This is a genomic window from Olleya sp. NP1-10 (assembly GCF_055804415.1).
In genome coordinates this window covers 2,982,501-2,995,259 of record NZ_CM147840.1, presented here as the reverse complement: position 1 = coordinate 2,995,259, position 12,759 = coordinate 2,982,501, and the positions used below count along the sequence as shown (strand labels likewise).

Annotated in this window: 15 protein-coding genes and 1 pseudogene; 12 read left to right on the top strand and 4 right to left on the bottom strand. The window is 30.6% G+C overall.

Going from position 1 to position 12,759, the window contains the following annotated elements:
• The first annotated feature begins 31 nt into the window (after nucleotides 1-31).
• Nucleotides 32-1,054: a type IX secretion system protein PorQ gene (gene porQ / locus AC0L4B_RS14060; RefSeq protein WP_473437479.1), complete on the top strand. Its 1,023-nt coding sequence runs from the start codon at nucleotides 32-34 to the stop codon at nucleotides 1,052-1,054.
• A gap of 9 nt (nucleotides 1,055-1,063) precedes the next feature.
• Here the strand turns inward: porQ and AC0L4B_RS14055 are convergent, their stop codons facing one another.
• Nucleotides 1,064-1,630 carry a GNAT family N-acetyltransferase gene (locus AC0L4B_RS14055; protein WP_473437478.1) on the bottom strand — a complete coding sequence of 189 codons (567 nt, stop codon included), beginning with the start codon at nucleotides 1,628-1,630 and terminating at the stop codon, nucleotides 1,064-1,066.
• Nucleotides 1,631-1,674: 44 nt separating this feature from the next.
• On the opposite strand from AC0L4B_RS14055, the gene AC0L4B_RS14050 reads away from it, so the two are divergent.
• The 6 genes from AC0L4B_RS14050 (at nucleotide 1,675) to AC0L4B_RS14025 (ending at nucleotide 6,387) form a co-directional block, all read left to right on the top strand.
• A complete protein-coding gene (locus AC0L4B_RS14050) occupies nucleotides 1,675-2,100 on the top strand; it encodes a PaaI family thioesterase (RefSeq protein ID WP_473437477.1) in 426 nt (141 codons plus the stop codon).
• Nucleotides 2,101-2,103: 3 nt separating this feature from the next.
• A complete protein-coding gene (locus AC0L4B_RS14045; protein ID WP_473437476.1) occupies nucleotides 2,104-3,219 on the top strand; it encodes a chorismate-binding protein in 1,116 nt (371 codons plus the stop codon).
• 42 nt (nucleotides 3,220-3,261) lie between these two features.
• On the top strand, nucleotides 3,262-4,215 hold the full coding sequence (locus AC0L4B_RS14040; protein ID WP_473437475.1) for a thiamine pyrophosphate-binding protein: 954 nt from the start codon (nucleotides 3,262-3,264) through the stop codon (nucleotides 4,213-4,215).
• An 86-nt stretch (nucleotides 4,216-4,301) separates the two neighbouring features.
• Nucleotides 4,302-5,012 carry a thiamine pyrophosphate-dependent enzyme gene (locus AC0L4B_RS14035; RefSeq protein WP_473437474.1) on the top strand — a complete coding sequence of 237 codons (711 nt, stop codon included), beginning with the start codon at nucleotides 4,302-4,304 and terminating at the stop codon, nucleotides 5,010-5,012.
• A gap of 125 nt (nucleotides 5,013-5,137) precedes the next feature.
• Nucleotides 5,138-5,479, top strand: coding sequence for a DUF2853 family protein (locus AC0L4B_RS14030; protein ID WP_028290893.1), 342 nt, complete (start codon nucleotides 5,138-5,140; stop codon nucleotides 5,477-5,479).
• A 68-nt stretch (nucleotides 5,480-5,547) separates the two neighbouring features.
• Nucleotides 5,548-6,387 carry a CvfB family protein gene (locus AC0L4B_RS14025; RefSeq protein ID WP_473437473.1) on the top strand — a complete coding sequence of 280 codons (840 nt, stop codon included), beginning with the start codon at nucleotides 5,548-5,550 and terminating at the stop codon, nucleotides 6,385-6,387.
• Here AC0L4B_RS14025 and AC0L4B_RS14020 read toward each other — a convergent pair.
• The 3 genes from AC0L4B_RS14020 to AC0L4B_RS14010 form a co-directional block, all read right to left on the bottom strand.
• A complete protein-coding gene (locus AC0L4B_RS14020; RefSeq protein ID WP_473437472.1) occupies nucleotides 6,371-6,808 on the bottom strand; it encodes a hypothetical protein in 438 nt (145 codons plus the stop codon). The genes AC0L4B_RS14025 and AC0L4B_RS14020 overlap by 17 nt on opposite strands.
• A 176-nt stretch (nucleotides 6,809-6,984) precedes the next feature.
• Nucleotides 6,985-7,407 carry a hypothetical protein gene (locus AC0L4B_RS14015; protein ID WP_473437471.1) on the bottom strand — a complete coding sequence of 141 codons (423 nt, stop codon included), beginning with the start codon at nucleotides 7,405-7,407 and terminating at the stop codon, nucleotides 6,985-6,987.
• A 214-nt stretch (nucleotides 7,408-7,621) separates the two neighbouring features.
• Nucleotides 7,622-8,032 carry a hypothetical protein gene (locus AC0L4B_RS14010; protein WP_473437470.1) on the bottom strand — a complete coding sequence of 137 codons (411 nt, stop codon included), beginning with the start codon at nucleotides 8,030-8,032 and terminating at the stop codon, nucleotides 7,622-7,624.
• A 279-nt stretch (nucleotides 8,033-8,311) separates the two neighbouring features.
• On the opposite strand from AC0L4B_RS14010, the pseudogene AC0L4B_RS14005 reads away from it, so the two are divergent.
• The 5 genes and pseudogenes from AC0L4B_RS14005 (at nucleotide 8,312) to AC0L4B_RS13985 (ending at nucleotide 12,757) form a co-directional block, all read left to right on the top strand.
• A pseudogene (locus AC0L4B_RS14005) lies at nucleotides 8,312-9,150 on the top strand (1,4-dihydroxy-2-naphthoyl-CoA synthase).
• Nucleotides 9,151-9,153: 3 nt separating this feature from the next.
• Nucleotides 9,154-10,056 carry a 1,4-dihydroxy-2-naphthoate octaprenyltransferase gene (menA, locus tag AC0L4B_RS14000; protein ID WP_473437469.1) on the top strand — a complete coding sequence of 301 codons (903 nt, stop codon included), beginning with the start codon at nucleotides 9,154-9,156 and terminating at the stop codon, nucleotides 10,054-10,056.
• A 13-nt stretch (nucleotides 10,057-10,069) separates the two neighbouring features.
• Nucleotides 10,070-10,747, top strand: a complete 678-nt coding sequence (locus AC0L4B_RS13995) for a metal-dependent hydrolase (protein ID WP_473437468.1) — start codon at nucleotides 10,070-10,072, stop codon at nucleotides 10,745-10,747.
• Nucleotides 10,748-10,762: 15 nt separating this feature from the next.
• Nucleotides 10,763-11,797 (top strand): o-succinylbenzoate synthase, encoded by a 1,035-nt coding sequence (locus AC0L4B_RS13990; protein WP_473437467.1) that lies wholly within the window; start codon nucleotides 10,763-10,765, stop codon nucleotides 11,795-11,797.
• A gap of 3 nt (nucleotides 11,798-11,800) precedes the next feature.
• Nucleotides 11,801-12,757 (top strand): lysostaphin resistance A-like protein, encoded by a 957-nt coding sequence (locus AC0L4B_RS13985; protein ID WP_473437466.1) that lies wholly within the window; start codon nucleotides 11,801-11,803, stop codon nucleotides 12,755-12,757.
• The last annotated feature ends 2 nt before the right edge of the window (nucleotides 12,758-12,759 follow it).

The following is a 12,759-nucleotide window of genomic DNA, read 5'->3' as shown; positions in this document are numbered from 1 at the left end:
TTTTAAAGTAGATTTATTTACTTTGCAACCTATGTTTAAAACTAAAATTGTCCCACTTTTAATCCTGCTATTTGGCGTATTTGGTTATGCTCAATTGGGTGGACAATCAACGTATCAATTTTTAAACTTAGTATCTTCACCAAGACAAGCAGCTTTAGGAGGTAAAGTGTTAACTAATATAGATTACGACGTTACACAAGGTTTGTATAATCCCTCTGCAATTAATCCAGAAATGGATAACCAATTCGCATTAAACTTTAGTAATTATTTAGGTGGTATCACATATGGTACAGCAGCTTATGCTTACACTTGGGACAGGCGTACACAAACGTTTCATGCAGGAATGACCTATATTAATTATGGCGATTTTGATGGTTATGACGAAAACGGAATTTCAACCGGAACCTTTACTGGTACAGAAGCAGCTTTATCATTAGGTTATGCGTTGCAAATTGGATATTCAGATTTTTACTTTGGTACTAATGTTAAGTTTATTACATCAACGTTAGAGCAATATAATTCATTTGGTATCGCTACAGATTTAGGGTTAATGTATGTTAATGAAGATTTAGAATTTCAAGCAGCTTTAGTTGTTCGAAATTTAGGGACGCAAATCACAACTTATGCTGGACAAAACGAAAGTTTACCATTGGACATTACATTAGGTTTATCTCAAACGCTAGAACATGTTCCATTACGTTGGCATTTAACTTTTGAAAATCTTCAGCAGTGGCCAATTGCAGAAGCTAATCCAGCAAGAACAACTACAGATTTAGAAGGTAACCAAACTGAAGAAAAAGTAGGTTTTTTAAGTAATGTAATTAGGCACACAATTTTAGGAGCAGAATTGTTTCCTGATAAGGGTTTTAATATTAGACTGGGTTATAACTTTAGACGTGCTGAAGAATTGCGAATTGTTGATCAACGTAATTTTTCTGGTTTATCAGCAGGTTTTGCTTTAAAGATTAATAAATTAAGGTTTAGCTATACACATGCAAAATACACAGCAGCAAGTAATGCTAACTTTTTTGGATTAAATATAGATCTCAAGTAATACTATCAATTACTTAAATCGCTCTAATTTAATAGTATTCCATTCACTTTTTAAAATACCATAACAACAAGTATTTCGTCTAAAGCCATCATTCATTATAGTATTTTGGCGTAACAAACCTTCTAAGGTGGTACCTAACTTTTCTACAGCTTTTCTGGATTTAATATTACGTTCATCAATTCTAAATTCTACTTTTTCAAAATCTAAAGTTTCAAAAGCATATTGAAGCATTAAAAATTTCATCTGACTATTTAATCCTGTGCCTTGAAAAGTTTTTCCAATCCATGTCCAACCAATATGTAAGACTTTGTTTTTGTGATGTATTAATCCAAAACGCGTACTTCCAGCAAAAGCTTGTTTGTCTTTATCAAAAACAATAAATGGTAATGTTGTATTCTGTTTAAATCCATCTAAAGCAACTTGCACATACTGTTTTAAAGTTTCTGGTGTGTCTATTTGGTTAGGTGAGTAATAGATTAAGTCTTTTTCACTAGCAATAGTAGTTAAATGTTTGTAATTGGTTAAATCTAAAGGTATTAATTTAACACGATCATTTTCCAATGTTATAGCTTTCATTTTGTGTGCTTTGTTTTGTATTTTTACATTAAAATTAAAGATACATGAAGTATACTAAACAACAAGTAATTACTAAAGCAAATCAAGCGAGTAAAAACACATTAATGGAAACATTAGAGATTGAGTTTATTGACTTTGGTGATGACTTTTTAGTGTCTAGAATGCCTGTTACACCTAAAGTGCATCAACCTGATGGTGTTTTGCATGGTGGAGCAACTGCTGCGTTAGCAGAAAGTGTAGGTAGTTTTGCAGCTATATTATTTTCTGACCAAGAAAAAGTAATGGTCAGAGGTCTAGAAATTACAGCAAACCATTTAAAAAGCGTAAAATCAGGATTTATATATGCTAGAGCAACGTTTATCCATAAAGGACGTACAACACAGTTGTTAGATATTCGCGTAACAGATGAATCAGATAACCTTATTTCTGTGTGTAAATTGTCAACCATTTCTTTACCAAAAAAGAAATAATTTATGACAACACCCGATTTTTTTGAACAATTAAATATTCATTTCAACAATAATTTACCATTTGTAGCTTATCGTAAACCAAATGAAAGCGTTGTAAAGGCAATGCTTCAGGACGACACTAAGCTTCATTATACCAAAGATTTTAAAGCAAGTGGTTTTGTGTTTTCGCCTTTTCAAAATAAAAACGAAAACATTTTATTTCCTTTAGAAAATTGCAAAATATTAAAAACTAGTTTTGAAATAGAGAATAAGGCAATTACGACTAATTTAGAGTCTTCAATTTCTGAAACATCAAAACAAAAACATATAGATTTAGTCGAAAAGGCTATAGCTGAAATAAATACAAACACGTTTAAAAAAGTAGTGGTTTCTAGAGTAGAAGCACAAGATTTTTCTAAAACCGAAACATTAAGCTTACTTCAAAAACTGTTAAATACTTACACCACAGCTATGGTGTATTGTTGGTACCATCCTCAAGTAGGGTTGTGGTTAGGTGCAACTCCAGAAACTTTGTTAAAGGTAGAAGGTAATCGTTTTTTAACCATGTCATTAGCAGGTACTCAGCCTTATATTGATACAGAAGAGGTTATTTGGCAAGCTAAAGAAAAAGAAGAACAACAATTGGTCACTAGTTTTATTGTGGATAGTTTACAAGATAATGTAAACACTTTAAATGTTAGTCAAACCGAAACTATAAAAGCTGGTAAGTTATTGCATTTACGTACTAAAATTTCAGGATTATTAAATCCAGAAAAAGGATTAGCATCTGTAATACAACAACTGCATCCAACACCTGCTGTTTGTGGTTTACCCAAACAAAATGCACAGCAATTTATTATAAATAACGAAGGTTATAATCGTGAGTTTTATACAGGTTTTTTAGGCGAAATCAATCTAAAACAATCTAAAACCAGAAATACAAACCGCAGAAATGTAGAAAATAACGCTTATGCAACCGTAAAAAGTGTGTCGCATGTGTTTGTTAACTTAAGATGTCTTCAAATAAAAGACAATCAAGCTTTAATTTATGTTGGAGGTGGTATTACCAAAGATTCTATTCCTGAAAAAGAGTGGGACGAAACCGTTGCCAAATCCAAGACTGTTAAAAACCTCTTATAAACATTTTATTTAGGTTTAGGGTTTCGTATTTTTGTAACACACATGAAACACCCAAAAATACCTTTAGCGCAAACCGTTGTTCAGCTTTGTAAAGCCAAGAATATACAACACATAGTCTTGTCACCAGGAAGCAGAAATGCACCTTTAACTATTGGTTTTACTCACGATCCATTTTTTAAATGCTATAGTATTGTTGATGAGCGTTGTGCTGCGTTTTTCGCCTTAGGTATTGCTCAACAAATCAAACATCCAGTAGCAGTTGTATGTACCTCAGGAAGTGCTTTGCTAAACTATTATCCAGCAGTTTCAGAAGCTTTTTATAGTCACATTCCATTAGTGGTTTTAAGTGCAGATAGACCAAAATATCTAGTCGGAATTGGTGATGGTCAAACCATACAACAAGAAGGTATTTACAATAACCACATTCAATATCAAGCCAATTTAAAGCAAGATTTAGATCCGAAAAATAATAACGCTTTCGCGGAAGAATTGCCGATAATAAAGAGCATTGAAAATAAAATTGAAAAATTTTTAGAGTTGCAACAAAGTGTCCAACACTACAATGAAACCGAAATAAACCAAGCTTTAAATACAGCAATTAGCACACAAGGACCAGTTCATGTAAATATTCCGTTTAACGAACCCTTGTACGATAGAGTAGATCAATTATCAGTAAATCCAACTAACTTGATACCTGTTAATAATATTGAAGAGGATCAAGATTATAACGCTTTCGCGGAAATTTGGAATGGTTCAAAACAAAAGTTAGTCTTAGTAGGTGTTTTACCTCCAAACAGTGTAGAGCAACAATTTTTAGATGTTTTAGCAGAAGATGAAAGTGTGTTAGTACTTACCGAAACGACGTCTAATTTGCATCATGACAAATTTTGCCCAAGTATAGATAAGTTAATAGGAGCCTTGCCTGATAACGAATTGCAAGTCTTACAGCCTGATATTTTACTAACTTTTGGAGGTTTAATTGTATCCAAAAAATAAAGAAGTTTTTAAGAACTCATAAACCAATACACCATTGGCATGTTGCCAAAAATGGAGCTAATGATACTTTTTTCGTTTTAAATAAAGTGTTTAAGCAAAGTATAAATTCGTTTTTTAAACATTTTATACCATTAACAAAAGCTGTAAAAAGTAATTATAATCCTTATTGGTCTAATCAAATGACTATAAGACGTGAAAAACATGAGCGTTATATGGATTTAATTTCGTTTTCAGATTTTAAAGCTTTTGATCACATATTAAATGGGCTACCCGATAATACGCAACTACAAGTAAGTAACAGTTCTACGATAAGGTATGCTCAGCTTTTTGATTTAAATCCAACACTAGAAGTTTTTTGCAATAGAGGTACAAGTGGTATAGATGGTAGTACAAGTACTGCAATTGGTGCAGCTTTAGCTAATCCTAAACCTACGCTTTTTATAACTGGTGATTTAAGCTTTTTTTACGACAGTAATGCTTTATGGAATAACTACATACCTAATAATTTTAGAATAATAGTCATTAATAACGAAGGAGGAGGAATATTTAGGATTTTACCAGGACATAAAAACACAGATAACTTTGATTATTTTTTTGAAACTAAACATCATTTAACAGCAAAACAATTATGTGATATGTATGGTTTTGCATATGAAAAAGCGGATAATGAAGCAACTTTACAGTCCGCATTAAAAACGCTTTATACGCCTTCTAATCAACCTAAACTGTTAGAAGTGTTTACACCATCCAGAGATAATGATGCTATATTATTGGATTATTTTAAATATGTAAAATAGCTTTTTGTCGATTAAAATCGTCTTTTGTCGTAATTTGTTTTTAAAAACTTGACGTTTAAAAAAAGAAATAAAATTATTGTACCTTTAAATAGCTTAAAAACATTAATCTAAAATTTTTTATTATTATGAGTAAACGTGATGAATTAATAGCAAAGTATGCAACTGACTTAAAAGACAAATGTGGTGTAACTCCAGATATGGACTTTTTAACTAAAGTAACAATAGGTTGTGGGCCATCAATATACAATAAAGACGCTGCAACTGTTTCTGGATCTGATGATTCTGAATTAGCTACAGTAAAAAACAATTTTTTAATTAAAAAGTTAGGTTTAGAAGATAGTGCAGACTTAGATAAAGCTATAGATTCTGTAATGGAAACTTATGGTAGATCAAACAGAAATAAATACAGAGCTGTAGTTTATTATTTATTAGCTAAGCACTTTAAAAAAGAAGCTATTTACAAATAGAATAAAATTTTATATAAAAAAAGCGTTACAGTTCTGTAACGCTTTTTTTATATGCTTACCTTTGCAGTATGATACAGATAGGAGAGTTTAATACACTTGAGATTTTAAGAGACACAGAACCTGGATTATTTTTAGGTGATGCAGATAATAATGAAGTTTTATTACCAAACAGATACGTACCAGAACATTTTGAAATTGGTGATGATATAGAGGTCTTTATTTATTTAGACAATGAAGAGCGAATGATTGCAACAACTGACGAACCTTATATTATTAAAGGTGAATTTGCGATGTTGCGTTGTAATGCTGTTTCTAAAATTGGAGCCTTTTTAGACTTTGGTTTAGTTAAAGAATTATTTTGTCCTTTTAAAGAACAAGCTTTTCCTATGAAAAAAGGAGGTTGGTATCTTGTACATTGTTATTTAGATGAAGTTACAGAGCGTTTAGTAGCTTCTAGTAAAACTAATCGTTTTTTAGATAATAAAGAGTTGACTGTAGATCAGTTTGATCAAGTCGATTTAATAGTTTCTCATCCAAGTGATTTAGGGATGAATGTTATTGTAAATAATAAGCATATTGGATTGATATACAAAGACAATATCTTTCAAGATATTAGTGTAGGAGATCGCTTAAAAGGTATCGTTAAAAAAGTGCGTCCAGGAAATAAGTTAGATATTAGCTTAGGTAATATTGGTTACAGAAATATAGAGCCTAATGCCGATAAAATCATGCAAGAGTTAACCGATGGTAATGGGTTTTTAGCTTTAACAGATAAATCAAATCCTGAAGCAATCAAAGAGCAATTGCAGATGAGTAAAAAAACGTTTAAAAAAGCAATAGGTACATTATACAAGCAAAAGCTTGTAGATTTAAAACCGGATGGGATTTATCTTAAGACGCAAGATTAGTTTGGTTGTTAATAGCTGCATTTTGTTCCTTAGCCCAATCAATTGCTTTGTAAAGATCATCAAATCTTATAATATCTGTTTTACAAAATAAGCGTTCCATTAAAGCATTAAACCAACTGTTTTCACTTTTGGTAATTACAGCATAGCCATTTAATTGATTACTAGTATTTCTGAAAAACTTTAACCAATCAGATGGTTTTAAAGAATAGTTGTTAACACGATTTGATAGATAACAAACACTTATGTTTGGTCCGTAAAAATCATGTGCAGCTTGTATAACTTTTGAAGCCTCATTAAAAGTGTAGGTAATTCCTTCGTTTATTTCAGAAATAACCATGCCTTCTAAAAAGTAAAAATTACCTTGTTTAGTTATATGAATATCTAAAATGGAATCCGCTAGTGTAGAGTCAACTATTTTCATTTTGGAGAATTTTATTACAAATTTAATATTTAGAAAAGCGCTGTTAGAGAATAGAAAATGGTATTCGATAACCGTTTTAATAAAACAGTTAAAAGGTTGCTTTTTTTGATGTAAAATCTATCTATTCAATATTTTATTATTGAATCAAATTAGACTTAATAGATGTATTTGTGTTTTTAAGCACTAATATTTTTTTTGTTTAGAAATTGATTTGCAAATTTATAGGCATTATTTATAGAGGAAAAACTTTTATAGGGTACTTTGCAAAATTGTTTTTCAATATAAATATTCATTTTATCAAAATGAGAGTAACTAATGATTGCAAATAATTCTAAATTAGGTAATATTTGGCTTATTTTAGGGTAGTCTAACACTTCAATTGAGTAATTGTTTACTCTATTAGAGATGTAAGCAAACTTTTTATTTTGACCATAATAATTATAAATATAGTTTAAAAATTCTTGAGTATTTTCAATTGTTAAATGCTTTCCTTCGTTAATTTCAGATATAATAACATCTTCTAAAATGTAAAATGTTCCGAGTTTGGAAGTAAAGACATCTTTGACTTGATTTGCTAGCTGACTGTTAATAGTTTTCATAAATTTAATAGCGTTTACACAAATTTATGTTTCTATTGTCTGTTTAAATAATTGATAGTCTGTGTAATATGTGTTTTCGATTAAACTCCAATTAGTGTCGATTAAATACAAAATAAGCTATCAGAATAAGGTTAGGGCTTATTAAGATAGCTTATAATGCTTCTAATTGTAATAGATTAGTATTGCAAAGTAATCACGCTATAATTATGTTTATTTAAATTAACACTTTAGGTTTAATATAATTAAATGCTTCATTTAGATTTTTAAATGTTCTTGACTTTGTATTACTACAATTGTTTTGTTGAAACTTTTTAGTTTCGTTTAAATTAGAATAGTCAACAATACCATGAAGGTGTAAGTTTGAAAATAGATTAGTGTACTTGTCACAATTTGAATCTTCAAGAGTATACACATTAATATTATTAGAAATTAAAGCAAAATTCTGTTGTTTTAGTTCGTAAAACATGTATAATTCTTTCAAAATATCTTCAAATGAATTTTTAGTTACATGTTGACCTTTATTAACTTGTAAAACAGCTACATCTTGAAGCATGTACAAATCTCCTAAGTTGTAATTAATCTCTTTTAATACCAAATGGTAAAATGTTGAGTCAGTAATATTCATTACTCATAATATTATAAAATTTAATAGCGAATTAAAGCGTAAATATAATAAAATTTATCAAATAGACAAAAAGCGTTTTTTATAGATTAAGTGTTGTTGTTGGTTTTGTTGTTATAATATCAATTTATTGCTATTCAGCGTTTTATTATGGTTTGTGTTAAATTTCATGATTTTAAGCGGATTCTTAAATGTAAAATCATTCTATAGATTGTAAGCTAATTATTTTCATTTAAAAACTAATAATTCCGTATTTTTATACTTTAAAAATTAGATGAAAATATGAGTGATATAAAATGGCAAAAAGCCAAGGATTATGAAGATATAACCTATAGTAAATGTAATGGTGTAGCACGTATAGCTTTTAACAGACCAAATGTTAGAAATGCTTTTAGACCAAAAACTACTAAAGAGCTATATGATGCATTTTATGATGCAGGTGAGGACACATCAATTGGAGTGGTTTTATTATCAGCTGAAGGTCCATCGACTAAAGATGGTGTCTATAGTTTTTGTTCAGGAGGTGATCAAAAAGCTAGAGGTCATCAAGGTTATGTAGGAGAGGATGGTTACCACAGACTTAATATACTTGAAGTTCAGCGTTTAATACGTTTTATGCCTAAAGCTGTTATAGCAGTTGTACCAGGTTGGGCTGTTGGTGGAGGACATAGTTTACATGTCGTTTGTGATTTAACATTAGCGAGTAAAGAACACGCTATTTTTAAACAAACAGATGCAGACGTAACTAGTTTTGATGGTGGATATGGATCTGCTTATTTAGCTAAAATGGTTGGTCAAAAAAAGCTAGAGAAATCTTCTTTTTAGGAAGAAATTATTCTGCTCAAGAAGCTTATGAAATGGGAATGGTTAATGCTGTTATACCTCATGATGAGCTTGAAAGCACTGCTTATCAATGGGCTCAAGAGATTTTAGAAAAATCACCAACGTCTATTAAAATGTTGAAATTTGCTATGAATTTAACTGATGACGGAATGGTTGGTCAGCAGGTTTTTGCTGGAGAAGCAACACGTTTGGCCTATATGACAGATGAAGCTAAAGAGGGTAGAGATGCGTTTCTAGAAAAACGTAAACCTAACTTTCCAAAACAATGGATACCATAGTCTATGAATAATACTAAAAAATGGTTGTCAGCAATGCGTTTGCGTACATTACCATTATCAATTTCTGGTATTATTCTAGGCTCTTGTTTAGCTAAGCTTAATGGTTTTTTTAATATCACAATATTTGTATTTGCAATTCTAACAACCTTAAGTTTTCAGATTTTATCAAATCTTGCAAACGATTATGGAGATGGTGTGAAAGGGACAGATAATGACGATAGGATAGGACCAACACGTGCTTTACAATCTGGAGAAATTACACAAAAACAAATGTATAAGGCAATTAGGTTAAATGTAATAATCAGTATTGTATTGGCTATTTTACTAATATATGTGTCTTTTGGAGCATCCAATGTTCTATTGGGTATATTCTTTTTACTGATTGCTGGTTTTTCTATTTATGCAGCCATAAAATATACTGTAGGTGATAACGCTTATGGTTACAAGGGTAAAGGTGACATATTTGTATTTGTGTTTTTTGGTTTGGTTAGTGTGATTGGCTCATATATATTGTATGCTAAACACGTAGATGTAATAACATTGCTTCCAGCCATTAGTATTGGCTTATTAAGTACAGCAGTGCTTAATTTAAATAACATGCGTGATATTGTATCAGATAAAACCTCTAATAAAATTACATTAGCGGTTAAATTAGGCGCTGTTAAGGCAAAACAATATCATTATATTTTGATAATTACAGCTGTTATTTTAACTGTTGTATTTGGACTTATTTATTATAAAACACCATTTAATTTAATCTATTTTATTGCTTATTTACCTTTATTATTACATTTAAAAAAAGTAAACACTGTTACAAATCCTAAAGATTTTGATCCAGAATTAAAAAAATTAGCATTAACCACAGTTTTGTTAAGTATTTTAATAGGTATAGGACAATTATTATAAAATCCATTATAAAATGAAAATCACTTTTTACGGTCATGCAAGTATAGGAATTCAAATAGAAGATATACATCTTTTGGTAGATCCATACATAACAGCTAATCCAAAAGCTAGTCATATAGATATTAATACGATTAAAGCAGATTACATTTTGCTAACACATGCACATCAAGATCATATTTTAGATGTCGAAGCTATTGCAAAACGAACAAATGCTGTAATTGTCTCTAATTTTGAAATTGTTGCACATTTTCAAAATTTAGGATTTGAAGGTCATCCTATGAATTTTGGTGGAACTTGGGGTTTTGATTTTGGTCGCTTAAAATATGTTAATGCTGTGCATACATCTTCGTTTCCTGATGGAAGTTATGGTGGACAACCTGGTGGATTTGTATTGGAAGGCGAACACAAAAATATTTATATAGCTGGTGATACTGCTTTGACTTTTGATATGAAATTAATACCAATGCACACCAAATTAGATTTGGCTATTTTACCAATAGGAGACAATTTTACAATGGGAATTGATGATGCTATTCTTGCTAGTGATTTTGTAGATTGTGATAAAGTTTTAGGATATCATTTTGATACATTTGGTTACATAGAAATTGACCATGAAGTAGCTAAACGAAAGTTTTTTGATAAAAATAAAGACTTAATGCTTTTAGAAATTGGAGAAAGTATAGATTTATAAAGTTTAATTATTTTAATGAAAGCAACTTACCACAAACATATTTTAAACTTCAAAAGACCAAGCGGAACGTCAAGAGGCGTTTTAAAAACTAAAGAAACTTGGTTTGTTATAATTGAAAAAGAGGGTAAACAAGGCATTGGAGAGTGCGGAATTTTAAGAGGCTTAAGTGCAGACGATACACCTAATTACGAAGCGCAACTACATTATACGTGTCAAAATATTCATTTAGGTTTAGAGGTTTTATATGCCAAAAACCATGAGTATCCAAGTATTCAAATTGGTCTAGAGATGGCTTTTAATAGCCTAAAAAGTCAAGATCCATTTATTTTGTATCCTTCACAGTTTACTTGTGGTAAAGCATCAATAGATATAAATGGTTTGATTTGGATGGGTGACCAAACTTTTATGACAACTCAAATAAAAAACAAAATAGCGTCTGGATTTAGTTGTATAAAACTTAAAATTGGCGCTATAGATTTTCAAACAGAACTTGATATTTTAAAAGGTATTAGGCAAAACTTCAGCGAAAGCGATATTGAATTGCGTGTCGATGCTAATGGTGCTTTTAATCCAAATGAAGCTTTAGAAAAACTGAAGCAGCTTTCAGAGTATAATTTGCATTCCATCGAGCAACCTATTAAAGCTAGTCAATTTGAAGCTATGGCTAACTTGTGCGGACAAACGCCTTTACCAATAGCTTTAGATGAAGAGCTAATTGGTGTATTTGATGATAGTAAAAAAGAAGCCTTATTACAGGCTATTAATCCGCAATATATAATTTTAAAGCCTAGTTTTATTGGTGGTTTTAAAGGTAGTGATACTTGGATTAATTTAGCAGAACAACAAAATATTGGCTGGTGGATTACTAGTGCTTTGGAAAGTAATGTTGGCTTAAATGCTATTGCACAATATACATTTACTAAACAAAGCAAGTTGCCTCAAGGTTTGGGTACTGGTAGTTTATTTACAAATAACATTAATTCGCCTTTACAGGTTAAAAACGGTACATTGCAGTACAATATTAATACAAATTGGGATTTTAAATTTTAAACTATGGATTTTATAAAACAGGCATTTAAAGTTAAGCACGAATTTTGGCGCTACTTGATTGGGTCTTTGATTATTGCAATATTTGCTGTGATTGGACAATTGCCCTTTACCATTGCTGCTATCATGAAACATGTTGCAGAAGGAGGTTCTGTTTACGCTGTGGACGAGCAGCACTTAATGACAATATTAGAGCCAAATTTAAATTTATTTTTACTGTTGTTATCCTTTGCTTTTGGCTTTTTAGGTTTAATTATTGCTGTTAAATATTTACATAAACAAACCATGTTGTCTGTAACTACAGCTAGATTAAAAATAGACTGGAAGCGTGTTATGTTTGCATTTTTGTTTTGGGGTTTAATAAGTTCTGGAATGATTGTTATTGATTACTTAGCTTCACCAGAAAATTATGTGTGGAATTTTGAGCTAGAACGTTTTTTAATTTTATTGGTAATAGCTATACTTTTAATACCAATTCAAACCAGTTTGGAAGAATATATTTTTAGAGGGTATTTAATGCAAGGTTTTGGTTTATTAGCAAAAAACAGATGGTTTCCGTTAGTAATGACGTCAGTTATTTTTGGAGGAATGCACGTCTTTAATCCTGAGGTTGCAAAACTAGGTTATGGTGTTATGGTCTATTACATTGGTACAGGATTGTTTTTAGGTATTTTGACTTTAATGGACGAAGGTATGGAGTTGGCTTTAGGGTTTCATGCAGCTAATAATTTATTTGGCGCTTTATTGTTAACTAGCGATTGGACTGTTTTACAAACACACTCTGTTTTAAAAGATGTTGCCGAACCTGGAGCAGGATTTGGAGACATTATTATACCTGTTTTTGTAGTATTCCCTATTTTGTTATTCATTTTTGCTAAGGTTTATAAATGGACTAATTGGAAAGATAAATTATTCGGAAAAATTGAAGTGCCAATAGAAAACGATTATACAATTTCAGATTAAGT

Excerpts from the sequence above, each read along its gene's own strand:
- AC0L4B_RS13985 (WP_473437466.1), top strand. The coding sequence starts at position 11,801 with ATGGATTTTATAAAACAGGCATTTAAAGTTAAGCACGAATTTTGGCGC.
- AC0L4B_RS14030 (WP_028290893.1), top strand. The coding sequence starts at position 5,138 with ATGAGTAAACGTGATGAATTAATAGCAAAGTATGCAACTGACTTAAAA.
- AC0L4B_RS14045 (WP_473437476.1), top strand. The coding sequence starts at position 2,104 with ATGACAACACCCGATTTTTTTGAACAATTAAATATTCATTTCAACAAT.
- porQ (WP_473437479.1), top strand. The coding sequence starts at position 32 with ATGTTTAAAACTAAAATTGTCCCACTTTTAATCCTGCTATTTGGCGTA.
- AC0L4B_RS13990 (WP_473437467.1), top strand. The coding sequence starts at position 10,763 with ATGAAAGCAACTTACCACAAACATATTTTAAACTTCAAAAGACCAAGC.
- AC0L4B_RS14040 (WP_473437475.1), top strand. The coding sequence starts at position 3,262 with ATGAAACACCCAAAAATACCTTTAGCGCAAACCGTTGTTCAGCTTTGT.
- AC0L4B_RS14020 (WP_473437472.1), bottom strand. The coding sequence starts at position 6,808 with ATGAAAATAGTTGACTCTACACTAGCGGATTCCATTTTAGATATTCAT.
- AC0L4B_RS14010 (WP_473437470.1), bottom strand. The coding sequence starts at position 8,032 with ATGAATATTACTGACTCAACATTTTACCATTTGGTATTAAAAGAGATT.
- AC0L4B_RS14015 (WP_473437471.1), bottom strand. The coding sequence starts at position 7,407 with ATGAAAACTATTAACAGTCAGCTAGCAAATCAAGTCAAAGATGTCTTT.
- AC0L4B_RS13995 (WP_473437468.1), top strand. The coding sequence starts at position 10,070 with ATGAAAATCACTTTTTACGGTCATGCAAGTATAGGAATTCAAATAGAA.
- menA (WP_473437469.1), top strand. The coding sequence starts at position 9,154 with ATGAATAATACTAAAAAATGGTTGTCAGCAATGCGTTTGCGTACATTA.
- AC0L4B_RS14025 (WP_473437473.1), top strand. The coding sequence starts at position 5,548 with ATGATACAGATAGGAGAGTTTAATACACTTGAGATTTTAAGAGACACA.
- AC0L4B_RS14050 (WP_473437477.1), top strand. The coding sequence starts at position 1,675 with ATGAAGTATACTAAACAACAAGTAATTACTAAAGCAAATCAAGCGAGT.
- AC0L4B_RS14055 (WP_473437478.1), bottom strand. The coding sequence starts at position 1,630 with ATGAAAGCTATAACATTGGAAAATGATCGTGTTAAATTAATACCTTTA.